The following is a 22894-nucleotide window of genomic DNA, read 5'->3' on the forward strand; positions in this document are numbered from 1 at the left end:
AGTTACTGCGGTTATTTGCCATCAAATAAGTATCACTTTTTTCAGGATGACACCCTAACACATCATTTTTGCGCCAAAGCGGCTAAATAGAGACAAAAATACCGGCTTATTGAGCCATCAAATTCCCTACTTACAGCAAATAATGGCGTGCCCACAAAAGGGGATATCAGCTATTGATGCTTTATCGCTCACAGCATTTGGGAGTCTGTTTTGTTCCAACACATCAGTTACATAAAAAATACTAACTCAAACGCTATTCAGCTTGGCCAAGGACGTGTATGAATGCCTCGATAACTGGCGGTGAAAATCGTGAAAATACCTTTACGACGACGCTGGCACGCCTACGCGCGAATCCAAAAATCCCGCTACTGATTGCTGCGGCTGCGGCTGTTGCTATTATTGTCGCGCTGATGTTATGGGCTAAAAGCCCGGATTACCGCGTCCTTTATAGCAACCTGAGTGATCGTGATGGTGGCGATATCGTCACCCAATTAACACAACTGAATATTCCCTATCGCTTCGCTGATAATGGCGGAGCGTTGTTGATCCCGGCCGATAAAGTGCACGAAACCCGTCTACGTCTGGCGCAACAAGGTTTACCTAAAGGCGGTGCGGTAGGTTTTGAGCTGCTGGATCAGGAAAAATTTGGCATCAGCCAATTTAGTGAGCAAGTTAACTACCAGCGGGCCTTAGAGGGCGAACTTGCTCGAACTATCGGCACACTGGGCCCGGTGCTGAATGTACGCGTTCACCTGGCCATGCCGAAACCCTCGTTGTTTGTGCGTGAACAAAAATCGCCAACAGCCTCCGTCACACTCGCCTTGCAACCTGGCCGCACACTCGATGATGGTCAAATCAACGCTATCGTCTACATGGTTTCCAGCAGTGTCGCGGGCTTGCCGCCTGCAAATGTGACGGTGGTAGACCAAACTGGCCGCTTATTGACTCAATCTGATAGCGCTGGCCGCGACTTAAATGCGGCACAACTTAAATTTACCAATGAAGTTGAGAACCGCTTCCAACGTCGTATTGAGACTATCCTCGCCCCAATGGTCGGGAATGGTAATGTTCATGCGCAGGTCACCGCACAGGTTGATTTTGCCAGCCGCGAACAAACTGATGAAGAGTACAAGCCGAATCAAGCTGCCAACCAAGGCGCGGTACGTTCTCAGCAAGTCAGTACCAGTGAGCAACTGGGGGGGAACAATGTTGGTGGTGTCCCTGGCGCATTGTCCAATCAGCCATCAGCAACCCCAGTCGCGCCAATTGAAGTGCCGCAACCGGCTCCAGCCGCGGGTGCGGCAGCGAATACGGCCAATACCGCGAACCGCCCAGCGGCCACTACCGCCGCCAGGCAGACGGCAACCTCAAGCAATAGCCGCCATGACCAAACCACCAACTTTGAAGTTGACCGCACTATTCGCCACACCCAACAACAAGCCGGTATGGTGCAGCGCCTTTCTGTCGCGGTGGTCGTCAATTACGCTAGCGATAAAGCGGGTAAACCTATCGCGTTGACTAAAGATCAATTGGCGCAAGTGGAATCCCTGACGCGCGAAGCCATGGGCTTCTCTACGGTACGTGGAGATACGCTCAATGTGGTGAACACACCGTTTAATGCCACTAATGATGCTAGCGGTAATAGCCTGCCGTTCTGGCAGCAACCGTCATTCTTTGATCAGTTACTTAATATGGGCCGCTACCTACTCATCTTACTGGTGGCGTGGATCTTATGGCGCAAACTGGTACGCCCACTTATAGCCAAAAAACAAGTGGCGGATAAAGCCGCAGCGACGGTCAATAACATTGTACAGACCGCACAAGCGACTGAAACCGCAAAACAAAGCAAAGAAGAGCTGGCCCTACGTAAGAAAAATCAGCAGCGAGTGAGTGCTGAAGTTCAGGCCCAGCGTATACGCGAACTAGCGGATAAAGACCCACGTGTTGTCGCGCTGGTTATCCGTCAATGGATGAGTAATGACCAATGAGCCTGACCGGAACTGAAAAAAGCGCCATCATGCTGATGACTCTGGGTGAAGACCACGCGGCAGAGGTGTTTAAGCACCTTTCCTCACGGGAAGTACAGCAACTCAGTACCACCATGGCAAGTATGCGTCAGGTTTCTCACCAACAGCTGGTTGATGTATTGGCTGAGTTTGAAGACGATGCTGAGCAATATGCGGCCCTGAGTGTGAATGCCAGCGATTATCTGCGCACGGTGCTAATAAAAGCATTGGGCGAAGAGCGGGCCTCCAGTCTATTGGAAGATATTCTGGAATCGCGCGAAACCACCAGTGGTATGGAAACGCTCAACTTTATGGAGCCGCAAATGGCGGCCGACCTGATCCGCGACGAACACCCGCAGATTATCGCCACAATTCTGGTTCATCTAAAACGCGCTCAAGCAGCCGATATTCTGGCGCTGTTCGACGAGCGCCTGCGCAACGATGTCATGCTGCGTATCGCCACCTTTGGTGGGGTTCAACCTGCGGCATTGGCTGAATTGACTGAAGTGCTAAATAACCTGCTCGACGGTCAAAACCTCAAACGCAGCAAAATGGGCGGTATCCGCACTGCGGCTGAGATTATCAACCTGATGAAAACCCAGCAGGAAGAAACCGTCATGGACGCGGTTCGCGAATACGACGGCGAACTGGCACAGAAAATCATCGACGAAATGTTCCTGTTCGAGAATCTGGTCAGTGTCGACGACCGCAGCATCCAGCGTTTACTGCAAGAGATCGACAACGAATCGCTGTTGATTGCCTTGAAAGGTGCCGATCAGGCGCTGCGCGAGCGCTTCCTCAGCAATATGTCCCTGCGTGCCGCAGAGATTCTGCGCGACGACCTGGCCACCCGTGGCCCGGTACGAATGTCACTGGTCGAAAACGAGCAGAAAGCCATCCTGCTTATCGTCCGTCGATTGGCGGAAAGCGGCGAGATAGTCATCGGCGGCGGCGAGGATATTTATGTCTGATAGGATTAATGCCCTGCCCTGGCAACCTTGGTCACTGAATGATTTTGCCAGCCAATCTGAGCCGAGCGCTGCCACAGTGCCGCCGGATATCAGTGTGTTATTTACTGATGAGCCAGGCGTGCAGCCAGAACCAACGGAGGGGGATGAACAACAGGCGCTGATGAATCTGCAACTCGAAGCCGAGAAACAAGGCCGCCAGCAAGGATTTGCCAAAGGGTTGCAAGAAGGTCTGGATAAAGGTTACCAAACCGGTTTAGAAGAGGGGCATCAGCAGGCACTGGCCGATGCTGAAAAACAGTTGGCCCCGATCACCGCACACTGGCAAAGCCTGGTCGATGATTTTCAGCACACCCTTGATGCGCTCGACAGTGTGATTGCTTCAAGGTTAATGCAAATGGCATTGGCGGCAGCAAAACAAATTTTGGGGCAACCGGCAATTTGCGATGGCACTGCGCTGCTGACCCAAATCCAGCAAATGATTCAGCAAGAGCCGATGTTTGCCGGTAAACCGCAATTGCGCGTGAATCCGAATGATTTAGCCGTGGTTGAACAGCGCCTGGGTTCGACCTTGAGTTTGCACGGCTGGCGCTTACTGGGCGATAGCCAAATTCATCCCGGTGGTTGCAAAGTCAGTGCTGAAGAGGGCGACCTGGATGCCAGCCTAGCGACGCGCTGGCATGAATTGTGCCGTCTGGCAGCTCCGGGAGAATTATGATGACCGCCCGCCTTGGCCGCTGGCTCACCTCTTTAGATAAGTTCGAAGAGCGCATTAGCCAATCAACCACCATCCGCCGCTATGGGCGGTTGACGCGCGCCACGGGCTTGGTCTTGGAAGCCACTGGCCTGCAATTACCCCTCGGTGCAACCTGCTTGATTGAACGCCATGATAATGGCGAGGTGCAAGAAGTTGAGAGCGAAGTGGTCGGCTTTAACGGCCAGCGCCTGTTCCTGATGCCACTGGAAGAGGTGGAGGGCATTGTGCCCGGCGCGCGCGTTTATGCTCGCATCACCACCGGCGGTGCTTCCGCCAGCAAACAATTGCCACTTGGCCCAGAATTACTCGGCCGGGTATTGGACGGCAGCGCCAAGCCCCTTGATGGTTTACCCGCACCGGAAACCGGCTACCGGGCCCCACTGATAACCCCGCCCATCAACCCATTACAACGCACTGCGATTGAGCAGGTGTTGGATGTCGGCGTGCGCACCATTAATGCTCTGCTGACCGTAGGCCGTGGGCAGCGTATGGGGCTGTTCGCCGGCTCTGGCGTGGGGAAAAGTGTGTTATTGGGCATGATGGCCCGTTACACCCAGGCTGATGTGATTGTCGTCGGGCTAATTGGTGAACGTGGCCGTGAAGTCAAAGATTTTATCGAGAATATTTTAGGTGCCGAAGGGCGCGCCCGCTCGGTGGTCATCGCCGCCCCTGCTGACGTGTCGCCGCTTTTGCGTATGCAGGGCGCGGCTTATGCCACGCGAATTGCGGAAGATTTCCGTGACCGCGGTCAGCATGTGTTGCTGATAATGGACTCCCTGACCCGCTATGCCATGGCGCAACGTGAGATAGCGCTGGCCATCGGCGAGCCGCCGGCGACCAAAGGGTATCCACCGTCGGTGTTCGCCAAATTACCGGCGCTGGTGGAGCGAGCGGGTAACGGTGTTTCCGGTGGCGGCTCAATTACCGCATTTTATACGGTACTGACTGAGGGTGATGACCAGCAAGACCCCATTGCCGACTCGGCTCGCGCCATTCTCGATGGGCACGTGGTGCTATCACGCCGTCTGGCTGAATCTGGCCACTATCCTGCCATTGATATTGAAGCGTCTATCAGCCGGGCGATGACCTCGCTGATAGATGAAAACCACTACAGTAAAGTTCGCCAATTTAAACAGCTACTTGCCAGTTTCCAACGCAACCGCGATTTGGTTAGCGTCGGTGCTTATGCCGCCGGCAGTGACCCCTTACTGGATAAGGCCATTGCGTTATATCCGCAAATGGAAATCTTTTTGCAGCAAGGCATGTTTGAACGCAGCAGTTACGCAGATGCCTGCCAGCATCTGAAAAGCCTGTTTCCGGGGTAATCAGCCGTTATCTGGCTGGGTATAGCAGAACTCAGATGATGCCGACTCGACGACATGGCGGCCATCTTGTTATCAATGAGGAATACGATGAAAAGTCAGTCACCTCTCGTCACCCTGCGCGACTTGGCCCAAAAGGCAGTCGAACAGGCAAGTACCCAGTTGGGGCAGGTGCGCTTGTCCTATCAGAATGCTGAACAGCAACTCAGCATGTTGCTGTCCTATCAGGATGAATACCGGGTGCGGCTGAATGACACACTGAGTAACGGCATGGCCTCGTCGAGTTGGCAAAATTATCAGCAATTTATTCAAACCTTAGAGCAAGCCATTGAACAGCACCGAAATCAGTTGGCACAGTGGAATGTCAAAGTTGAGCAAGCTGTACAGCATTGGCAGGAAAAGCAACAGCGGTTAAATGCATTTGAAACGTTGCAAGAGCGGGCTGAAACCACGGCGCGTCTGCAAGAAAACCGCTTGGATCAAAAATTGATGGATGAGTTCGCCCAGCGCGCCTCACAAAGGAGTCTAAATTCATGAATCTGTCTCTATTGCCTGCTGTTGCAACCGCCGGTGAAGCTGAAGGCGCAGCAGCATCCTCGTCGATTGCGGCGCTGTTTACCGACGCAGGGCTGCCAGCTGATTTCGCCAAACTCTTGGGCGATCAACTGGGGAAAGAACTCACGGCCATGGATGCATCAACCCTGAAATCATCTTTGGCTGTGACGAGCGACCTCACGGCCGATGTTGATAGCGGTAAATCTGCCACCGGTAATAGCAAGTTGAATCAGCTGTTGGCTGCATTAGGGGATATCAGCGCCACACTGCCGGCCGGTTTAACTCATGCGGGGCAAACCGGTGATGCCGCAGGTATCAAAAAAACCACAGTGAATGATGACAGCCAACTGGACAGTTCCACGGATAAAACTGCCCCCACCGCATGGCAAACATTACTGGCAATGCTACCGCATCAGGTGGCTAATACTCTGGCTAGCGCCAATAATGGGCAAAAGACTCCGTTGGCGCAGGGCAAAGGCCTGACTGACACGACAAGCGCCCGACAAGATATTGCCACTCTCAACAGCCTCACTTCGCAAGATAAAGGTTTAGCTGCGCTGATTGGCGGCACCGTTGGCAGTGCAAAGAGTGATAAAACGGCGACCCGTGCTGACGCGCTTCCAGGCACCGCCACGAAAAGCAAAACCACTGGACAAGATAAGCTGGCACTGTCGAGCGCGAAAGAGACCGACAGCAGCGCCCTCAGTGCCAAAGTCGCGCCACTCGCGGCCAGCGCGGAGACCACACTGACAGCCGCAGCGGCGGATAAAACGCAGCTTAACTCTGGAACCGTGGCCCCCTCTTTGCCCCCAGTTTCCAGCCCGACCTTATCAACAACGATCAGCGCTCATTTCAGTGCCCCCGTCAGTGGCTATCTCAGTGCTCAATTGGGCAGTCAGGAATGGCAACAATCTCTGGGGCAACAAATGATTATGTTCAGCCGCAATGGCCAGCAAAACGCCGAGTTGCGGCTCAACCCCCAGGAATTGGGTGCCTTGCAGATTAGCCTGAAGATAGAAGATAACCAGGCGCAATTGCACTTTGCATCGGCCCATAGCCAAGTTCGGGCGGCGATTGAAGCTGCCATGCCAAGCTTGCGTACCGCTCTGGCTGAAAGTGGTATTGAGCTAGGCCAAAGTAGTGTTGGTAGTGAAGGCCAATGGCAGCAAGCGCAGCAACAGAGCCAGCAAAATCAGCAAGATTTCGCCTCTCGCGGCCAGTCGGGATACAGTGAAATCGCCGCAGGAGATGAAAGAGTTAACACGCCACTAGTCACGCCGGCTTCATTGCAAGCACTGGCTAACGGCAATGGCGGCGTTGATATTTTCGCCTAAAGTGGCGGTTAATTTCGCCAAACGGTGACAAACGGGCAAGTTAGGCCGTTTTTCTCCACCTATTCTGCCTATTGGGATTAAGGATACGCGGGATAATCATCAGTAATAATTCGGATAGCTTGGGGTCAGTTGCTCCAAGCTATTATCGTGATTCACCGGTTTGATACCGAAACAGGAATTTGCCTTCTCCATGTCTCAAAATACCTTCCCGGCCAAGCGTAAGAGTTCGATCTGGGTGATCCTGCTGGTGCTGATTGCTGTGGCAGCCACTGCGGGTGGTGGTTACAGCTGGTGGATACTCAATAAGAGTAAGCCGACCACTGCGAAAGCCGTTCCCGTGATCCCGGTGTTCATGCCACTGGAGACCTTCACGGTCAACCTGATTACGCCAGATAATAATCTGGATCGTGTGCTTTATATCGGATTAACGTTAAGACTCCCCGACGACAGCACGCGCGCTAAGCTCAATGACTATCTACCGGAAGTTCGTAGCCGCTTGCTGTTACTGCTCTCCCGTCAGTCTGCTGATAGCCTTGCTAATGAAGAGGGCAAACAGCGGTTAGTGGGTGAAATTAAAAACGTTCTTAGCCCGCCTATGGTTAAAGGTCAACCTAATCAGGTAGTCAGCGATGTGCTGTTTACCGCATTTATATTGCGATAATCATTATGGGCGATAGTATTCTTTCACAAGCAGAGATTGACGCACTGTTAAACGGTGACAGCGGGGGCGATGAGCCAGAAGCTGTTACCGGCAATGAAACAGACGTCAAACCTTATGATCCGACGACTCAGCGACGTGTGGTGCGCGAACGCCTGCATGCGCTGGAGATAATCAATGAGCGGTTCGCCCGTCAGTTCCGCATGGGGTTGTTTAACCTGTTGCGCCGCAGCCCTGACATTACGGTCGGCCCGATAAAAATACAGCCATATCATGATTTTGCACGCAACTTGCCGGTACCGACCAACCTCAATCTGATCCATTTAAAACCGCTGCGCGGCACGGCGCTATTCGTGTTCGCCCCCAGTTTGGTGTTTATCGCCGTTGATAACTTATTTGGTGGTGATGGCCGCTTCCCGACGAAAGTGGAAGGCCGTGAGTTTACCCACACCGAACAACGAGTGATTAACCGGATGTTGCGCTTGGCACTGGATGCCTACCGCGATGCTTGGGCGCCTATCTATAAAATAGATGTGGAATATGTCCGCTCTGAAATACAGGTGAAATTTACCAATATCACCACCTCCCCTAACGATATCGTGGTCACGACACCTTTCCATGTAGAAATCGGTGCGTTGAGTGGTGAATTTAACATCTGTATTCCGTTTGCCATGATTGAGCCACTGCGCGAGCTGCTGACCAATCCACCACTGGAAAACTCCCGTCAGGAAGACAGTCATTGGCGTGAAACACTGGTCAAGCAAGTTCAGCATTCTGAGTTGGAATTAGTCGCTAATTTCGTTGATATCCCACTAAGATTGTCGCAGATACTCAAGCTGCAACCGGGGGATGTCTTACCGATAGATAAACCGGACCGACTGATTGCTCATGTCGACGGCGTACCGGTACTGACCAGTCAGTACGGCACATTAAACGGGCAATATGCCCTACGTGTTGAACATTTGATTAACCCTATTTTGAATGCTCTGAATGAGGAACAGCCCAATGAGTGACCCTAAGCTTCCGTCTGATGATGGAAAGGAATCCGTGGATGACCTGTGGGCTGATGCGTTTAATGAGCAGCAAGCAGCGGATAAGCCCGCCGCCACCACCGAAGGTGTATTTAAATCACTGGAAGCACCAGACGCACTGGGTAACCTGCAAGATATCGACTTGATTCTTGATATCCCGGTAAAACTGACCGTTGAACTGGGCCGCACCAAAATGACCATCAAAGAATTGCTGCGCTTGTCCCAAGGCTCGGTGGTTTCCCTCGATGGCTTGGCGGGTGAACCTTTGGATATTCTGATTAACGGTTATCTGATTGCCCAAGGTGAAGTGGTGGTGGTCGCGGATAAATACGGCGTGCGCATCACTGACATTATTACCCCGTCTGAACGCATGCGTCGCCTGAGCCGCTAATGATGGCAACTGCATCTACTGACAGCACACCGGCGGCCGATGCTGCGCTGACCATCAGCCCTCAGGTGAGTGCGGTGCAAGCGCCCGTGACGGGGTTTGCGGCCAGTCACCCGGGGGCCACTTTGCAATCGGCGGCTCCAGCGCTGCCCGCAGGCTCCGTATTAACCCAAGTCGGTAGTGTGCTCGGCGGCATTTTACTGCTGATCTTGTTCGCCGCCTGGTTGGTTCGTCGTTTAGGTTTTGCACCGCAGGCCCGCAACAATAAGTTATTGAATGTACGAGCCAGTTGCCAGGTTGGGCAGCGGGAGCGGGTGGTGATTGTTGAGGTGGATAACACTTGGCTGGTATTGGGTGTTACCGCGCAACAAGTGACCCAACTCCAGACTCTGCCACGCCCAGCAGTTGACGAGACAAGCACTGATTTATCATCCGACCCTGCCAAACCGGCTGATTTTCGTCAGATACTGAATACCTATCTATTAAACAAGAAATCGAAACACCCGGAAAAATCGGCATGATGTCTCTGCGTCCACTCATCAATAAAGCCCCGTTGCTGCTCCTCGCCCTGCTCTGTGCGCCAGCAGCATGGGCTCAATTGCCCGGTATTATTAGCCAACCGTTGGCGAATGGCGGGCAAAGTTGGTCTTTGCCGGTACAAACGCTGGTGTTTATCACCACACTGAGTTTCCTGCCAGCCGCCTTGCTCATGATGACCAGCTTTACCCGCATCATTATTGTGCTGGGCTTGCTGCGCAACGCGTTAGGGACACCCTCCGCCCCCCCGAATCAGGTGATGCTCGGTTTGGCGCTGTTTCTAACTTTTTTCATCATGTCGCCGGTGTTTGACAAAGTTTATCAAGATGCTTATCTGCCCTTTAGTCAGGACAAAATAAGTATGGAAGTGGCCATGGATAAAGGCTCGCAACCCCTGCGTGAGTTTATGTTACGCCAAACCCGTGAATCTGACTTAGCACTGTATGCCCGCTTAGCCAACCTGCCGCCATTGGAAGGGCCAGAAGTGGTGCCGATGCGCATTCTGTTACCGGCTTATGTTACCAGTGAGCTGAAAACCGCTTTCCAAATTGGTTTTACGGTGTTTATTCCATTTTTAATTATCGATTTGGTGGTAGCCAGTGTGCTGATGGCGCTGGGTATGATGATGGTTCCCCCCGCCAGTATCTCGCTGCCTTTTAAGTTAATGCTGTTTGTCTTGGTTGATGGCTGGCAGTTGCTACTGGGCTCTCTGGCACAAAGCTTTTATAGCTGAGGTAGATACATCATGACACCCGAATCGGTAATGGCCCTTGGTGTTGAGGCAATGAAGATAGCCCTTGCACTGGCCGCGCCATTGTTACTGGCGGCCTTGGTCAGTGGTTTGATTGTCAGCCTGCTGCAAGCGGCAACACAGATTAACGAAATGACACTGTCATTCATCCCCAAAATACTGGCGGTGTTCGCCACTTTGGTCATCGCTGGCCCGTGGATGTTAAGCCTGATCCTGGACTACATGCGCAATTTATTCACCAGCTTGCCGACGTTGATTGGTTAAGCATGCTTTCTGTTGATACCACTCAACTTAGCGTCTGGGTCAGCCAGTATTTCTGGCCATTGATTCGCATTCTGGCACTGATAACCACCGCTCCGGTATTAAGTGAAAAACAGATAAACCGCAAAGTTAAAGTCGGTTTAGCAGTATTAATTACCTTTCTCGTGGCCCCGTCCTTACCTCCCGTCAATATTCCGCTCGTCTCGACCGGTGCCCTGTGGGTTGCGGGCCAGCAGATATTGATTGGGGTCGCTATCGGTTTAACTATGCAGTTTGCTTTCGCTGCTATCCGCCTGTCTGGCGAAGTGATTGGTTTGCAAATGGGATTATCATTCGCCACCTTCTTTGACCCCTCTGGCGGGCCAAATATGCCGGTTCTTGCTCGGCTATTAAACTTGCTGGCGATGCTGCTATTTCTGACATTCGATGGTCATTTATGGCTAATCTCGTTACTGGCCGACAGTTTTCATACCTTGCCCATCCAGTTCGAGCCCCTTAATGGCAATGGTTTCCTGGCATTAACTCAGGCCGGCTCATTAATCTTTATGAATGGCCTGATGTTGGCATTGCCGCTGATTACTTTGCTACTCACTCTCAACATGGCACTGGGTATGCTTAACCGCATGACACCGCAACTTTCGGTGTTCGTTATCGGTTTCCCACTGACATTGACGGTTGGTATCATTTCTTTGGGACTGATCATGCCGCTATTGGCGCCTTTTGCCGAGCACCTGTTTGGCGAATTGTTTGATAAGCTGGCTGGCGTCATCAGTGGCCTGGCAAGTTAATACCTCGGTACTGCTTGAGGATTGGCGGGTATCAGGTAAAAAAAGGTATGTCACCCCAAACCTTAGTGGGAAAAGGTGACACACCAAAAAGTGTACCCGGTTTAAGTACACTTAAGAGGGAACCTGCGGGCTGCCCCACAAGATTATTTATTCAGTTGGAACAGAGACAAGCCCTGCATATTGGTGAATGTGGTGTAAGAAGCCTGTAATGCGGCCTGCTGCATGACATATGAAGAGATGGCGGCGTTCCAATCCACATCTTGTAAGTCACTCAAGCGCTGTTTGTTGATTAAAGTACGATCAGCGCCCTGACTATCGAGGCTGTCTAACTCTTGTAACTGAGTCCCAATTTCGGCCTGCACTGACAACACATTATTCAGTGAATTAGCCATACCGCGAATCCCTTTATCCATATCATCCGAAGCCTGCGCTTTCACATCATCAGTTGCGCCTTGCAAAGGGGTCTTCAATGAATTTAATACGGTATCAATGGTATTGAAGATATTGGCTTCAGAGGCCACCGGAGCGCCATTGATATCATCAGGTTCTGGTTTCGCATTACTGGTCAAGGCCATAAAAACACTGGAACCGGTATGCCCAACCGTCATCGTACGGTTAGTGTCGACCCGCTGCTCAATCGCCACATCGCCCCCAGTATAGGTCACTTGGCCGCTACTGCTGACGGTGAACGGAGGTTTATCACTTTGAAAACCTGCAAAAATATAGCGGCCATTACCATCAGTGGTGTTCGCCTGGTTGATCAGTTGGTCTTTTAAACCCTGTAACTGAGTGGCATAAGAAGCACGATCATCATCACTTAAGATATCGCTTTTGGCACTGATAACTAGGCTTTGAATTGACTGAATGGTGGTGGTTGCCTGTTGCAGAACCGTGGTTTCTAATGACGAACTTTGGCGAGCATAGCTGCGGGCCAACGTGTATTGACCATTTTCGGCTTCAGATTGCGACACCATCACCGCTTGAGATGCCGCCATCGGGTCATCCGAGGGGTTAATGACCCGTTTACCCGTCGAAAGTTGTTGCCCTGACTGCATCCAAAGCGATTGAGCATTCGTGATGCCCTGCATATTTTGCTGATACAGCATGCTGGTACTTAAGCGCACGATGTCAGTTCCTTTTAGCAACAGTTTAGTCAGTCAATGCACATTAGCGGCAATACTGACTAAACCTAGAATGAGATAAGCAGCGGCACCGAGACCTGACCGCTGACCAAAACTTAACCGCGCAGGCTCAACAACGCATTAAACAGTGTCGAAGCCGTCTGAATCACTTGCGCATTCGCCAGGTAATATTGCTGGAAACGCTGTAAGTCGCCGTATTCTTCATCCAGATTCACTCCGGAAATAGACTGCTGCTCTGCGGTTAACTGTGTCACGATATTCGCCTGCGCCGTACTGTTGGTTTTGGCCGTCGCTGTCTGGTTACCGACATTACTGACCAGCCCGGCATAAGCTCCCGAAAACGTCGCCTTGCTATCGACCAGTTTCTTAGTTTGCAGATCCAATAATGCTTGTGCATTGACGTTGTCACTCGCACCGCCATCCTTGGTTCCGGCGGCAGCAATCATGCTGGAGTCTTTAATCGCAACCTGCAAATTGGCCGCAACATTAGAAACCGTTTTGATGGTAAATTTATCTTTGGCTTCAGGCCCTTGCGTACCGTTTGTGATACTAACTGCCACGCCGTCGAAATTCAGAGTCGGCTTACCATTGGCATCGGTACCGGCGGTGACCGGTATTTTGGTGTTATCCGACAAGCGCGTGACCTGCCAGTCAGTCCCGTCAAACTCCACGGTATAATCACTGGCTTTCACTTTAGAGGTATCGGTGTAAGCAACACTTAAGCTAGCATCACCTTGATTTTTAGAGTTTTTCACCACTGAAGGGTCAGCAAAGCTAAAGAAATCGGTGCCTGCATCGCCATTAGCATCAAACCCGGCTTTGTGCTGAGTATTAAAACTGTCGGCCATCACCAACGCTAATTGGCCCAATTGGTTACGTGCGCTGTCCAAGGCTTCACTGCGAAATTTCAAGGTTCCACCAAGCGAACCACTCGTCAGGCGGCTCTCGTCAATCTCGGTGGTATCACTGCTGCCATGCTTGTAGCCCAGTGTCAGGCGCGTTGCATCAGCGCTCGATGGAATGGCTTCAACTTTATAAGCATTCGGCCCCTGCACCAAAGAGAGACCACCAGCAAATGACACATTGTATGTATCACCGTCTTGCTGCGTCACTGTCACCGCCACAATCTGGTTTAACTCAGTCACCAATTGGTCACGTTGGTCGAGCAAAGCATTTGGCTCGCTGCCACCACTGCTACCCCGCAGGCGGGTAATTTGATCATTGAGCTTGGCGATTTGTTCGGCATAGTTATTAATCTGTGTCGCGCTGTCGCTTATTTTTTGATTAACACCGTTATCCATATCGCGCAGATATTTATCCGCGTTCTGGAATTGGTTAACTAGCCCCTCACCCTTGCCCAATACTGTTTTACGCGCCGCATCATCGCTGGCATTGCTCACCAAATTTTGCAAGTTACTGAAGAAGTCCTGCATGGTGGTTGAGATGTTATTGGAGGTGTTGGACAGTAAATTATCAATTTGCGAAATTTGTTGATAATAAGTCGTCAGGCCACTACTTTGTGTTTGTGAGGCACGTAACTGGTTGGTAATAAAGGCATTATACTCACGGTTAACCCCGGTCACTGTCACGCCATTACCAATAAAACCCGCCGGGCTTAAGGTGCCGCCGTTTTGGGCAAAAATTGTGTTCTGGCGGTTATAGCCGGCTACCTGAAAATTAGTGATGTTGTTACTCACGGTGCTCAGGGCATATTGTGCTGCGCTCAGACCACTCATCGCAGTATTCATTAAACTATTGGACATGAAGAAATCCTTTTACAGCAGGTGATAAATCACGCGAACCTGCATTTATTAATATTGGGATACTGCCTGAGGAAACCGAAGCTCCTGCACAGCTTGTAATGATTATCGGCCCGACATTGAGAAACTTGAGTGAAAATATGGGCATAACACAGTTCAATTCCCAAAATAATTGGCGTCATAGTTAGGCAACTAGCAAACGAATCCCGATGAGCTTACACAAGTAAGTGATTCGGGTTCGCGCGCAGCTAGCCCCCAGTGGCTTCAAGCACGAAGGGGATTTAGAACAATTGACTGAGGTCGCTGCTGTATGCTTTGACTGCTTGCTCCCCGGCGCTTTTCATTTGCTGGATAACACTGACCAATTTTTGAGCATATTGTGGGTCGGTCGCATAACCGGCTCGTTGCAGAGCATGTGCGCCTTGTTCAGGGCTTTGGGCCGTGGCCACATTGGCGTAGCGCGGATTTTGGGTCAGTAATTTGACATAATCACTGACGGCCTCGACGTAGGAGCCATAGACCCGGAAGCGGGCTTTGGTTTTCTTCGCCACCCCTTGCTCATATTCCGTGGTGGTGATTTCACTGACCGGCCCATCCCAGTTGCTGCCCGCTTTAATGCCAAACACGTTATAGCTGCTTTTACCCTCGGCGGTGGGGATCTCACGTTGGCCCCAGCCGGATTCCAGTGCGGCCTGCGCCATAATAAGCTGATGCGGAATACCGCTTTGCTGGCTAGCAATTTGTGCCGGAATTGACATCCGTGCCACGAAATTACCGGTGCTTTGCGCCAATGCTGCTGAACTGTTCGCCGATGGCGTCGGCATTGCTCGACGCACCATTTGCGCCAAAGCTTGCGCCGGCAGGGTTTGCAGGATGTCATTATCCAGCATCATTGGCTTTGTCCCGGCCGTTTCACTCGGTGACGTGGTACCGGAAAGCTGCTCCACCATCATGTCCGCCAGGCCTAGCCCCTTGACCGACATTTGCTGGGCAATCTGCTGGTCATACATTGAGGTATAGAGCCGGGTTTGATCACTGTTCATCACGCCATCTTGCGGCAAAGCAGAGCGCATGCTTTTTAGCATCATCTGCACAAACATCCCCTCCACCTGCTGGGCAACCTGCTTTAGGTTGCCATCGGGATCTCTTGCCGCATCGCGCTTTAAGCTATTCAGTGATTGGGCGTCATAAGCCGCCCCGGACATCGCCATCAAATCACTCATCAGATAATTTCCAATTTAGCCCGTAAGCAGCCAGCACTTTGCATCGCCTGCAAAATAGACATCAAATCAATCGGTGTTGCACCCAGTGAATTCAAGGCGCGCACCACATTATTCAGATTCGGGCTGGCATTAACGCGCTGCAATACGCCACCTTGTTGCTGCACGGAAATCTGGGTGTTCGGTGTCACCACTGTCTGGCCACCACCAAAAGGTGTATCCGGCTGGCTAACCGTATTTTGCTTATCCACCACCACGGACAGGTTCCCCTGCGCTACTGCACAAGAGTCAAGCATCACATTGCGGTTCATCACCACCGACCCCGTGCGCGAGTTAATAATCACCTTGGCGTCACCAGCATCAATATTCACCGGAATATTTTGAATATCCGCCAGGAAACGGACTTGTGAACTATTGCCGCGCGGCACCAAAACCTGAATGGTGCGGGCGTCGATGGCTGTCGCCGATCCAAAGCCGCGTTGGCGGTTAATGGCGTCACTGACCTGCTGTGCAGTGGTAAAATCTTCGGTATTCAATTGAAGATTAATCACACCATCAGTGCCGAAAGTGGTCGGTAATTCGCGCTCAATTGTGGCGCCATTGCTAATCCGTCCACCGGTCAATTGGTTGACCTGAACACTGCTACCACCGGCAGAAGCCCCAGCCCCGCCCACTAATACGTTGCCCTGTGCCAGCGCATAGACCTGATTATCGACCCCTTTTAACGGCGTCATGAGCAATGTACCGCCACGAATACTTTTGGCATTACCCATTGAGGACACCACCACATCGATGGTTTGCCCGGCCCGGGAAAATGCCGGTAATTTGGCCGTCACCATCACCGCGGCCACGTTTTTGAGCTGCATATTAGTGCCCGGCGGTACGGTAATCCCCAATTGCGACAACATGTTACTCAAGCTTTGTGTGGTAAATGGCGTCTGCATGGTTTGGTCACCAGAGCCATCCAACCCCACGACCAGGCCATAGCCAATTAATGCGTTATCGCGCACTCCCTGAACGGTCACCAAATCACGGATACGCTCGGCTGACGCCGGTGATGACACCAGCGTGAACAGCGCAATAAGCTGGATGATAAATAGGGTAATAAGTGACTGTTTACGCATTAATGGGCCTCTTAGTATGGCGAAACATTAAGGAAGAACCGCTGCAACCAGCCCATGGTTTGCGCTTCATTGATATAGCCGTTACCCACATACTCGATGCGCGCATCAGCCACTTGTGTTGACGTCACGGTGTTGCTGCCGCTGATAGTGCGCGGGTTGACGACCCCAGAGAAGCGAATGAATTCGGTTCCCTGATTAATGGCAATCTGTTTCTCACCCACCACATGCAAGTTGCCATTTGCCAACACTTGATTAACCGTCACTGTGATAGTGCCACTGAAAGTGTTGTTCGCGTTGGCCCCACCCTTACCACCAAAGGTGCTATCTCCCGATATATCTAAATCAGCACGGGCATTACCCAGTGGCCCCTCCAGATAGCGCGGTGCCGTTGCCACACCAAACTTGCTGGAGCCATTACGGCTGGCATTGGCGGAAGAACTTTTACTGGCACTGACATTTTCCTGCAAAGTAATGGTCAGCGTGTCGCCAACATTACGTGGGCGACGGTCTTCGAACAGCGGCTGATAACCATAGTTCATCGGCTGAGCAGCTTGGAAAATAGAGCCATTCGGCAGTGGCGCACTGGCGGGAGCGGGCTGCGCAGACGTCGAGCCATCCACCAGCGATTTATGCGGAATATACGCACAACCATTGAGCAGCAGCATCGCCATCAGCGGCGCTACCCCCCATCTCAACTCACCTAATTTTCGCAGCGGCGATGTATCCATCTCTGATTATCAATCCTGTAACCGGTTAGAGGCTGGCAAGGTCAGCCCCGAAACTCATTATTCTGCGCCTTTCAGGGGGCACCATTGCCCCCCGAGAGCGGATTTACAGCTGTGTCAGTTTTTGCAGCATCTGGTCTGAAGTTGAAACCGCTTTACTGTTGATTTCATAGGCACGTTGCGTCTGGATCATATTGACTAATTCTTCCGCCACATTGACGTTAGAAGTCTCCACATATCCCTGATACAACAACCCTCCGCCGTTCAAGCCCGGCGTCGTTTCATTTGGTGCACCGGAGCTGGCGGTTTCCTGATACAGGTTTTCACCCATGCTTTCCAGACCACTATTATTGATGAACGTGGTCAAGGTCAGTTGCCCCACTTGCTGTGTGGCGGTTTGCCCTTGCAAGGTCACACTCACTATCCCATCGCGGCCTACCGTCATGCTCAAGGCATTCGCCGGAATGGTAATAGCGGGCTGTACTTGGAAGCCGCCGGCGGTCACCAACTGACCATTTTGGTCGACCTGGAAAGAGCCGTCGCGAGTATAAGCATTGGTGCCATCAGGCATTTGCACCTGAAAGAACCCTTCGCCTTTGATAGCAACATCTTTGGTGTTATCGGTTTTGGACAGATTGCCCTGACTGTGCAAACGCTCAGTGGCGACCGGGCGCACCCCCGTACCAATCTGTAAACCCGATGGCAAAGTGGTCTGCTCGGAAGATTGAGCGCCTGGCTGACGCATGGTCTGGTACAACAAATCCTCAAAAACTGCCCGCTGGCGTTTAAAGCCATTGGTGCTGACGTTCGCCAGGTTGTTGGCGATGACATCCATATTGGTCTGCTGTGCATCCAAGCCGGTTTTGGCAATCCATAGTGATCGGATCATCAGTTTATTCCTCTGCGCCTGTGCGCTTAGCCCATTGCTAACAGCTGATTAGCGCGCTGTTCATTTTCATCCACACTGTGGATAACTTTCATCTGCATTTCGAAACTGCGAGCATTGGCAATCATGTCGGCCATGGCTTCAACCGCTTTGACGTTACTGCCCTCCAGCACACCCGGCATAATCTTGATAAGCGGGTCATTGGCCAACTGAGCACCACGCGCCTGCTGTGTTGCCGGTGTCAGATGAAATAACCCATCGTCACCGTGCATCACTTCGCCCGCCGTGGCCCTGACCCGTTTAATCTGGCCAAGCTGAGCAATGGTATTCGGTGAGTCACCAGCGTTCAGCGCCGAAATAGTGCCATCCGCCGCAATAGTCACCGCCGCTTGAGGGGGGACTTCAATCGGGCCGTTGTCACCCATTAACGGATAACCCTGCACGGTCATTTGTCCATCAGCCGAAACCTGAATATTCCCGTTACGGGTATAGGCCTCAGTCCCATCGGGCAGTTGCACTGCCAGATAGCCATCTTGCTGCAAGGCAACATCCAACGGGCGGCCGCTATAGTTCATCGTCCCTTGGCTGATATCCACGCCAGGGGTCGATGCCGTGACCATGGTGCGAGTGGCCATGCTTGGCCCATCAATAGGCACGGCCCGCATCGCCGCCAACTGCGCGCGGAAACCCGGCGTCGAGGCATTAGCCAGGTTATTAGCGGTGACCGCTTGCAGTTCAAGGGACTGCCTTGCAGCCCCCATTGCGGTATATATTGCGTGATCCATGAGCGAGTCCCGTCAGTTCGATTAACGCAGGTTAACCAGAGTCTGTAAGATCTGATCCTGAGTTTTGATAGTCTGCGCGTTAGACTGATAGTTACGCTGCGCCACAATCATGTTCACCAGTTCTTTACTCAAATCCACATTAGAGGATTCCAGTGCGCCACTGGTCAATGTACCAAAACCACCGCCGCCCGCCGTCCCGAGGATAGGGTTGCCGGAGGCGAGAGTTTCTTTCCAAACGTTATCGCCCTCCGATGACAAACCTTCAGGGTTAGCGAAGTTAACCATCACAATTTGGCCCAGCAATTGAGTCTGTTGGTTGGAGTAGGTTCCGACCACAGAGCCATCATTGTTGATTTGGAAGCCCGTGAATTCACCTGCTGCGTAACCGGTTTGATTCTGTGCGGTGATACTGTCAGTGCCGGTATTTTGTTGTTTGCTGCCCGCCACATTCAGCGCGAAAGTTTGCGCTGGAGCACCATTAACCACCCCCATTGGGATGGTCAGTGTAAAAGGCGTCGCGGTCGGGGTATCCACTGGCGTAGTGGCTGGCGGTGTTATCAGTGGGTAAGTGGTTTCAATCAGCGCACCATTGGTATCAAAACGCATCGAACCACGTTTCTCAGCAATTTGCGCTGGGTTGGCGCTGCTGTCGCGGGTGTAAACATCCCAAGAGTTGCCATTCACCGGGTCTTCAGAACGTTTAACATAGAACACGTTGATTTCATGGCGGTTACCCAAGCTATCAAAGGTGGTCATGTTATTCACAAAGCTGTAGGTATCTGGCTTATCGGGATCGAAAGTCGGAGTGACAACACCGGTGCTGCTGGTGGTGGTCGCAGGAATGATATCGTGGGTCGACGTCAAGTTAGCCACCATATTACCGGAGGTGGTCGCCTTCGCGGGGATCATGTCCTGCGGGATAGATAAAGGAACCGGGTTGGCCCCTTGCTGTACCGTCGGAGGCGTGCCTGTTGCCGGGTAGCCGGTCAGGTTCAGGCCCTGCATGTTAACAATATTGCGGTTCTCATCCAGTTTAAACTGACCATTACGCGCAAAGTAGATACCGCCACTGCTGTCTTGCATGCGAAAGAAACCGTTCTGGCTGATAGCTAAATCCAGGCGGCGGTTAGTGGTCGTTGCGGTGCCGTCATTAAAGTCCTGAGTAATCCCCGCAACCTTAACGCCCATACCGGTCTGAGAGCCTGCAAACATATCGGCAAAAGAAACTGAGCCGGATTTGAAACCTGAGGTCGCCGAGTTGGCGATGTTGTTACCGATCACATCCAGATTGCTGGATGCTGCGTTCAAACCGCTGACTGCTTGAGAAAAGCCCATTTTCTTCTCCGTTAAATTCGGGGTCTGTGTAAGACCTTGAGCATTGATGACATATCAAACGCGTTTAAAAATGATGGCGAGTCAGTCTGACTGATTGGCTCACCGTAATGTTGTGCTTACTGCATCAGCCCTATGACCGGCTTACAAAATCTGACGAACTTTATCCATCGTGATAGTACCCGCCAGCCCGAGATCCAGTTTGGAACCATCACTGCCACGGGTCACACCATTAACAATGGCATAGCTCAATGGTGTGGCGACCACTGAAGCGCCCCCATTGGTGGCGGTAATTGCCACGGTATAAGCACCATCTGGCGCATTGCCACCGGCGTCCAGCGAACCATCCCAGGTAAAGGCATGCACACCCGCCGTCAAACCGCCAATCTCAATGGTGCGAATGGCCACGCCATTACTGTCGCTGATAGTGGCCGTCACTTTGTCTGCGGCGCGCTCCAGCTCAACACCAAATGGTGTGGTAGTCACAACCCCATCTTTGCTGCCAGCCAGCACATTGGTGCCTGGAATCATCACACCGCGCCCAATCAGACTGCTGGCTTGCAGGGATTGGCTGCTATCAATCTGGCCGGAGATAGACCCCAGTGTCGTATTCAACTTCTCAATGCCGCTGACGGTGTTGATCTGCGCCAATTGCGTAGTCAACTCGTTGTTTTGCATTGGATTAGTCGGATCCTGATTTTTTAACTGCGCCACCAACAACGTCAGGAAACTGTTTTGCAAGTCTTGACTGCTACTGCCGGTCGTCGAGCTGGTACCGGTGGTGCTGTTAATTCCGTAATCGCTATCGGTCAGGGAATTGGTAATGGCCATTTATGCAGGCTCCTGTTATTGACCCAGTGTCAGCGTCTTGAGCATCAGAGATTTAGTCGTGTTCAGCACTTCAACATTGGCCTGGTAGCTGCGCGAAGCTGAAATGGTGTTCACCATTTCGCCGGTGACATCAACATTTGGCATCCGAACATAGCCCTTGGCATCAGCCAGTGGGTTACCGGGTTGAAAAACCAAACGATCTGGCGCGGGGTCATCAACTATTTGGGCGACACGTACACCGCCAGTTTCTTGCCCCGGCTGAGCCGCAACCTGAAATACCACTTGTTTAGCGCGATAGGGTTGACCATCCGGGCCGGTCACACTGTCGGCATTCGCCATGTTACTGGCACTGACGTTCATCCGCTGCGACTGAGCTGATAATGCTGAACCGGCAATATCAAAAATATTCAGTAAAGACATACGTCTTATCCTTGTTGTAACACTGAAATCATCCCTTTAATCTGACTGCCAAGAACGGTCAAATCGGTCTGATATTTCAGGCTGTTATCGGCAAAATTCGTACGTTCACGATCCATATCCACGGTGTTGCCATCCATGGATGGCTGGTCTGGAACACGGAATAACAGATCAAGATCAGGTGGGGCAACGGTACTTGCCGGGATATGACGGGCTGACGTTAAACTGAGCGACACCCCTGTACCACTGGCACGTCCTTGCTCCATCACTTTTTTCAGCTGGCTGGAGAAATCAATGTCACGGGCCTGAAAGCCGGGTGTATCCGCATTTGCAATATTGGAAGACAGGATCTCTTGGCGTTGAGCACGCAAATTAAGCGCCTCTTGTTGGAAACGCAAAGCACCGTCCAGTTTATCGAGCATAGTCCCCCCGCAAGGTTAGAATTTGGAGCCGACAGCATAAACGCCGTACAGGGAAGCCTATCGTCAGAATAAGAGCAAAATGCGTCGCTATTTGTCCCCTTAACCTCACCAAGGTACAGGTACACTAGTGCGCAAATGGGCTGTGATGGGTCAAAATGCAGAATCTGGCTGAGCAGATGAATAAGCGGGGTGGAGAGAAAATTGATGGCAATAAAAAGAAATGACGCCGTGACATTCGCTTTAGGGCTGCTGATCATAAGTCAGATATGTGCACATCAGGTGCTGGCGGCAGATTTATCTGCGCAGGTAAATCAATTCTTCCGCCAGCAATATCCCGACCCAAGTCGCCAGGTTAACGTCATCATTAAAACGCCACAAAACCAGTGGCCACAATGCGAAATGCCGGAGATAACACTGCCAGCCAATGCTCGCCCTTGGGGGAATATCAGTTTGTCGGTGCAGTGCGAGGGGGTACGGCGCTTTATCCAGACCCAAGTACAGGTCAGTGGCCATTATGCCGTGGCCGCTCGTCAACTCACTGCGGGGGCGAAAATCATGCCGCAAGATATTGCAATCAAACAAGGCCGGCTTGATACCCTCCCCCCTGGCGTATTATTAGAACCCGGCTTTGCCCAAGGTGCGGTCAGTTTACGCCACATCAATGCCGGGCAACCACTGACCCGCAATATGTTAAGACGCTTGTGGACAGTGAAAGCCGGGCAAGATGTGCAAGTTTTAGCTCAGGGGGAAGGATTTAATGTTAACAGCTACGGTAAGGCCATGAATAATGGCGCTATTCAGGATAACGTTCGCGTGCGAATGGCCTCGGGTCAAATCGTCAGCGGCACGGTGGCCGACGATGGCTCTGTCCACATTATGTTATAGTGATTAAAG

Annotated in this window: 25 protein-coding genes; 14 read left to right on the top strand and 11 right to left on the bottom strand. The window is 51.9% G+C overall.

Annotated features, from left to right (window positions below):
• Positions 1-278 precede the first annotated feature (278 nt).
• The 13 genes from fliF to fliR all read left to right on the top strand — a co-directional run bounded on the left by fliF (position 279) and on the right by fliR (position 11356).
• On the top strand, positions 279-1988 hold the full coding sequence (fliF, locus tag D5F51_RS10665) for a flagellar basal-body MS-ring/collar protein FliF (protein ID WP_129196666.1): 1710 nt from the start codon (positions 279-281) through the stop codon (positions 1986-1988).
• Entirely contained in the window at positions 1985-2977 is a 993-nt protein-coding gene (fliG, locus tag D5F51_RS10670; RefSeq protein ID WP_025377924.1) for a flagellar motor switch protein FliG, read from the top strand. The genes fliF and fliG overlap by 4 nt, the downstream gene beginning before the upstream one ends.
• Positions 2970-3692, top strand: coding sequence for a flagellar assembly protein FliH (gene fliH / locus D5F51_RS10675; RefSeq protein WP_025377923.1), 723 nt, complete (start codon positions 2970-2972; stop codon positions 3690-3692). Before fliG ends, fliH begins: the two co-directional genes overlap by 8 nt.
• On the top strand, positions 3692-5056 hold the full coding sequence (gene fliI, locus D5F51_RS10680; protein WP_129199309.1) for a flagellar protein export ATPase FliI: 1365 nt from the start codon (positions 3692-3694) through the stop codon (positions 5054-5056). The genes fliH and fliI overlap by 1 nt, the downstream gene beginning before the upstream one ends.
• 87 nt (positions 5057-5143) lie before the next feature.
• The gene (fliJ, locus tag D5F51_RS10685; protein WP_025377921.1) at positions 5144-5590 is read left to right on the top strand and encodes a flagellar export protein FliJ; all 447 of its coding nucleotides are present in this window, start codon (positions 5144-5146) and stop codon (positions 5588-5590) included.
• Entirely contained in the window at positions 5587-6942 is a 1356-nt protein-coding gene (locus D5F51_RS10690; protein ID WP_162301720.1) for a flagellar hook-length control protein FliK, read from the top strand. The genes fliJ and D5F51_RS10690 overlap by 4 nt, the downstream gene beginning before the upstream one ends.
• Positions 6943-7132: 190 nt before the next feature.
• Complete coding sequence (gene fliL / locus D5F51_RS10695; protein WP_025377920.1) at positions 7133-7603, top strand: flagellar basal body-associated protein FliL; 471 nt, start codon at positions 7133-7135, stop codon at positions 7601-7603.
• Between the two features lie 5 nt (positions 7604-7608).
• On the top strand, positions 7609-8613 hold the full coding sequence (fliM, locus tag D5F51_RS10700) for a flagellar motor switch protein FliM (protein ID WP_025377919.1): 1005 nt from the start codon (positions 7609-7611) through the stop codon (positions 8611-8613).
• Positions 8606-9022, top strand: a complete 417-nt coding sequence (fliN, locus tag D5F51_RS10705; RefSeq protein ID WP_025377918.1) for a flagellar motor switch protein FliN — start codon at positions 8606-8608, stop codon at positions 9020-9022. The genes fliM and fliN overlap by 8 nt, the downstream gene beginning before the upstream one ends.
• Entirely contained in the window at positions 9022-9540 is a 519-nt protein-coding gene (fliO, locus tag D5F51_RS10710; RefSeq protein ID WP_129196668.1) for a flagellar biosynthetic protein FliO, read from the top strand. The genes fliN and fliO overlap by 1 nt, the downstream gene beginning before the upstream one ends.
• Entirely contained in the window at positions 9537-10289 is a 753-nt protein-coding gene (gene fliP, locus D5F51_RS10715; RefSeq protein WP_087769208.1) for a flagellar type III secretion system pore protein FliP, read from the top strand. Before fliO ends, fliP begins: the two co-directional genes overlap by 4 nt.
• Positions 10290-10301: 12 nt before the next feature.
• Complete coding sequence (gene fliQ / locus D5F51_RS10720; RefSeq protein ID WP_005160414.1) at positions 10302-10571, top strand: flagellar biosynthesis protein FliQ; 270 nt, start codon at positions 10302-10304, stop codon at positions 10569-10571.
• A 2-nt stretch (positions 10572-10573) separates the two neighbouring features.
• Positions 10574-11356: a flagellar biosynthetic protein FliR gene (gene fliR, locus D5F51_RS10725; RefSeq protein ID WP_025377915.1), complete on the top strand. Its 783-nt coding sequence runs from the start codon at positions 10574-10576 to the stop codon at positions 11354-11356.
• A 143-nt stretch (positions 11357-11499) separates the two neighbouring features.
• On the opposite strand, the gene flgL is transcribed toward fliR, so the two are convergent.
• The 11 genes from flgL to flgB all read right to left on the bottom strand — a co-directional run bounded on the left by flgL (position 11500) and on the right by flgB (position 22000).
• The gene (gene flgL, locus D5F51_RS10730) at positions 11500-12480 is read right to left on the bottom strand and encodes a flagellar hook-associated protein FlgL (RefSeq protein ID WP_129196670.1); all 981 of its coding nucleotides are present in this window, start codon (positions 12478-12480) and stop codon (positions 11500-11502) included.
• A 113-nt stretch (positions 12481-12593) separates the two neighbouring features.
• Complete coding sequence (gene flgK, locus D5F51_RS10735; RefSeq protein WP_025377913.1) at positions 12594-14261, bottom strand: flagellar hook-associated protein FlgK; 1668 nt, start codon at positions 14259-14261, stop codon at positions 12594-12596.
• 278 nt (positions 14262-14539) lie between these two features.
• Complete coding sequence (gene flgJ / locus D5F51_RS10740) at positions 14540-15481, bottom strand: flagellar assembly peptidoglycan hydrolase FlgJ (protein ID WP_129196672.1); 942 nt, start codon at positions 15479-15481, stop codon at positions 14540-14542.
• Positions 15481-16602, bottom strand: a complete 1122-nt coding sequence (locus D5F51_RS10745) for a flagellar basal body P-ring protein FlgI (protein ID WP_129196674.1) — start codon at positions 16600-16602, stop codon at positions 15481-15483. The genes flgJ and D5F51_RS10745 overlap by 1 nt, the downstream gene beginning before the upstream one ends.
• Before the next feature lie 11 nt (positions 16603-16613).
• The gene (gene flgH / locus D5F51_RS10750) at positions 16614-17330 is read right to left on the bottom strand and encodes a flagellar basal body L-ring protein FlgH (RefSeq protein ID WP_087769209.1); all 717 of its coding nucleotides are present in this window, start codon (positions 17328-17330) and stop codon (positions 16614-16616) included.
• Between the two features lie 103 nt (positions 17331-17433).
• Positions 17434-18216, bottom strand: a complete 783-nt coding sequence (gene flgG, locus D5F51_RS10755) for a flagellar basal-body rod protein FlgG (RefSeq protein WP_025377909.1) — start codon at positions 18214-18216, stop codon at positions 17434-17436.
• 26 nt (positions 18217-18242) lie between these two features.
• A complete protein-coding gene (locus tag D5F51_RS10760) occupies positions 18243-18998 on the bottom strand; it encodes a flagellar basal body rod protein FlgF (RefSeq protein WP_025377908.1) in 756 nt (251 codons plus the stop codon).
• Between the two features lie 21 nt (positions 18999-19019).
• Positions 19020-20333 carry a flagellar hook protein FlgE gene (gene flgE, locus D5F51_RS10765; protein ID WP_129196676.1) on the bottom strand — a complete coding sequence of 438 codons (1314 nt, stop codon included), beginning with the start codon at positions 20331-20333 and terminating at the stop codon, positions 19020-19022.
• Positions 20334-20474: 141 nt separating this feature from the next.
• A complete protein-coding gene (gene flgD / locus D5F51_RS10770; protein ID WP_025377905.1) occupies positions 20475-21161 on the bottom strand; it encodes a flagellar hook assembly protein FlgD in 687 nt (228 codons plus the stop codon).
• Between the two features lie 15 nt (positions 21162-21176).
• Positions 21177-21581 carry a flagellar basal body rod protein FlgC gene (flgC, locus tag D5F51_RS10775; RefSeq protein ID WP_004715415.1) on the bottom strand — a complete coding sequence of 135 codons (405 nt, stop codon included), beginning with the start codon at positions 21579-21581 and terminating at the stop codon, positions 21177-21179.
• 5 nt (positions 21582-21586) lie between these two features.
• A complete protein-coding gene (flgB, locus tag D5F51_RS10780) occupies positions 21587-22000 on the bottom strand; it encodes a flagellar basal body rod protein FlgB (RefSeq protein WP_025377904.1) in 414 nt (137 codons plus the stop codon).
• A gap of 204 nt (positions 22001-22204) precedes the next feature.
• On the opposite strand from flgB, the gene flgA reads away from it, so the two are divergent.
• On the top strand, positions 22205-22885 hold the full coding sequence (gene flgA, locus D5F51_RS10785) for a flagellar basal body P-ring formation chaperone FlgA (RefSeq protein ID WP_129196678.1): 681 nt from the start codon (positions 22205-22207) through the stop codon (positions 22883-22885).
• The last annotated feature ends 9 nt before the right edge of the window (positions 22886-22894 follow it).

It is taken from the genome of Yersinia hibernica, assembly GCF_004124235.1.
GTDB classification, from domain to species: domain Bacteria; phylum Pseudomonadota; class Gammaproteobacteria; order Enterobacterales; family Enterobacteriaceae; genus Yersinia; species Yersinia hibernica.

What these genes read in the sequence shown, in the direction of transcription:
- fliO (WP_129196668.1), top strand. Translation starts at nt 9,022, where the DNA reads ATGATGGCAACTGCATCTACTGACAGCACACCGGCGGCCGATGCTGCG.
- flgG (WP_025377909.1), bottom strand. Translation starts at nt 18,216, where the DNA reads ATGATCCGATCACTATGGATTGCCAAAACCGGCTTGGATGCACAGCAG.
- fliF (WP_129196666.1), top strand. Translation starts at nt 279, where the DNA reads ATGAATGCCTCGATAACTGGCGGTGAAAATCGTGAAAATACCTTTACG.
- flgB (WP_025377904.1), bottom strand. Translation starts at nt 22,000, where the DNA reads ATGCTCGATAAACTGGACGGTGCTTTGCGTTTCCAACAAGAGGCGCTT.
- fliP (WP_087769208.1), top strand. Translation starts at nt 9,537, where the DNA reads ATGATGTCTCTGCGTCCACTCATCAATAAAGCCCCGTTGCTGCTCCTC.
- fliQ (WP_005160414.1), top strand. Translation starts at nt 10,302, where the DNA reads ATGACACCCGAATCGGTAATGGCCCTTGGTGTTGAGGCAATGAAGATA.
- fliR (WP_025377915.1), top strand. Translation starts at nt 10,574, where the DNA reads ATGCTTTCTGTTGATACCACTCAACTTAGCGTCTGGGTCAGCCAGTAT.
- fliJ (WP_025377921.1), top strand. Translation starts at nt 5,144, where the DNA reads ATGAAAAGTCAGTCACCTCTCGTCACCCTGCGCGACTTGGCCCAAAAG.
- flgH (WP_087769209.1), bottom strand. Translation starts at nt 17,330, where the DNA reads ATGGATACATCGCCGCTGCGAAAATTAGGTGAGTTGAGATGGGGGGTA.
- fliN (WP_025377918.1), top strand. Translation starts at nt 8,606, where the DNA reads ATGAGTGACCCTAAGCTTCCGTCTGATGATGGAAAGGAATCCGTGGAT.
- D5F51_RS10690 (WP_162301720.1), top strand. Translation starts at nt 5,587, where the DNA reads ATGAATCTGTCTCTATTGCCTGCTGTTGCAACCGCCGGTGAAGCTGAA.
- flgC (WP_004715415.1), bottom strand. Translation starts at nt 21,581, where the DNA reads ATGTCTTTACTGAATATTTTTGATATTGCCGGTTCAGCATTATCAGCT.
- flgA (WP_129196678.1), top strand. Translation starts at nt 22,205, where the DNA reads ATGGCAATAAAAAGAAATGACGCCGTGACATTCGCTTTAGGGCTGCTG.
- D5F51_RS10745 (WP_129196674.1), bottom strand. Translation starts at nt 16,602, where the DNA reads ATGCGTAAACAGTCACTTATTACCCTATTTATCATCCAGCTTATTGCG.
- D5F51_RS10760 (WP_025377908.1), bottom strand. Translation starts at nt 18,998, where the DNA reads ATGGATCACGCAATATATACCGCAATGGGGGCTGCAAGGCAGTCCCTT.
- fliM (WP_025377919.1), top strand. Translation starts at nt 7,609, where the DNA reads ATGGGCGATAGTATTCTTTCACAAGCAGAGATTGACGCACTGTTAAAC.
- flgK (WP_025377913.1), bottom strand. Translation starts at nt 14,261, where the DNA reads ATGTCCAATAGTTTAATGAATACTGCGATGAGTGGTCTGAGCGCAGCA.
- fliI (WP_129199309.1), top strand. Translation starts at nt 3,692, where the DNA reads ATGACCGCCCGCCTTGGCCGCTGGCTCACCTCTTTAGATAAGTTCGAA.
- flgJ (WP_129196672.1), bottom strand. Translation starts at nt 15,481, where the DNA reads ATGAGTGATTTGATGGCGATGTCCGGGGCGGCTTATGACGCCCAATCA.
- flgE (WP_129196676.1), bottom strand. Translation starts at nt 20,333, where the DNA reads ATGGGCTTTTCTCAAGCAGTCAGCGGTTTGAACGCAGCATCCAGCAAT.
- fliG (WP_025377924.1), top strand. Translation starts at nt 1,985, where the DNA reads ATGAGCCTGACCGGAACTGAAAAAAGCGCCATCATGCTGATGACTCTG.
- fliH (WP_025377923.1), top strand. Translation starts at nt 2,970, where the DNA reads ATGTCTGATAGGATTAATGCCCTGCCCTGGCAACCTTGGTCACTGAAT.
- fliL (WP_025377920.1), top strand. Translation starts at nt 7,133, where the DNA reads ATGTCTCAAAATACCTTCCCGGCCAAGCGTAAGAGTTCGATCTGGGTG.
- flgD (WP_025377905.1), bottom strand. Translation starts at nt 21,161, where the DNA reads ATGGCCATTACCAATTCCCTGACCGATAGCGATTACGGAATTAACAGC.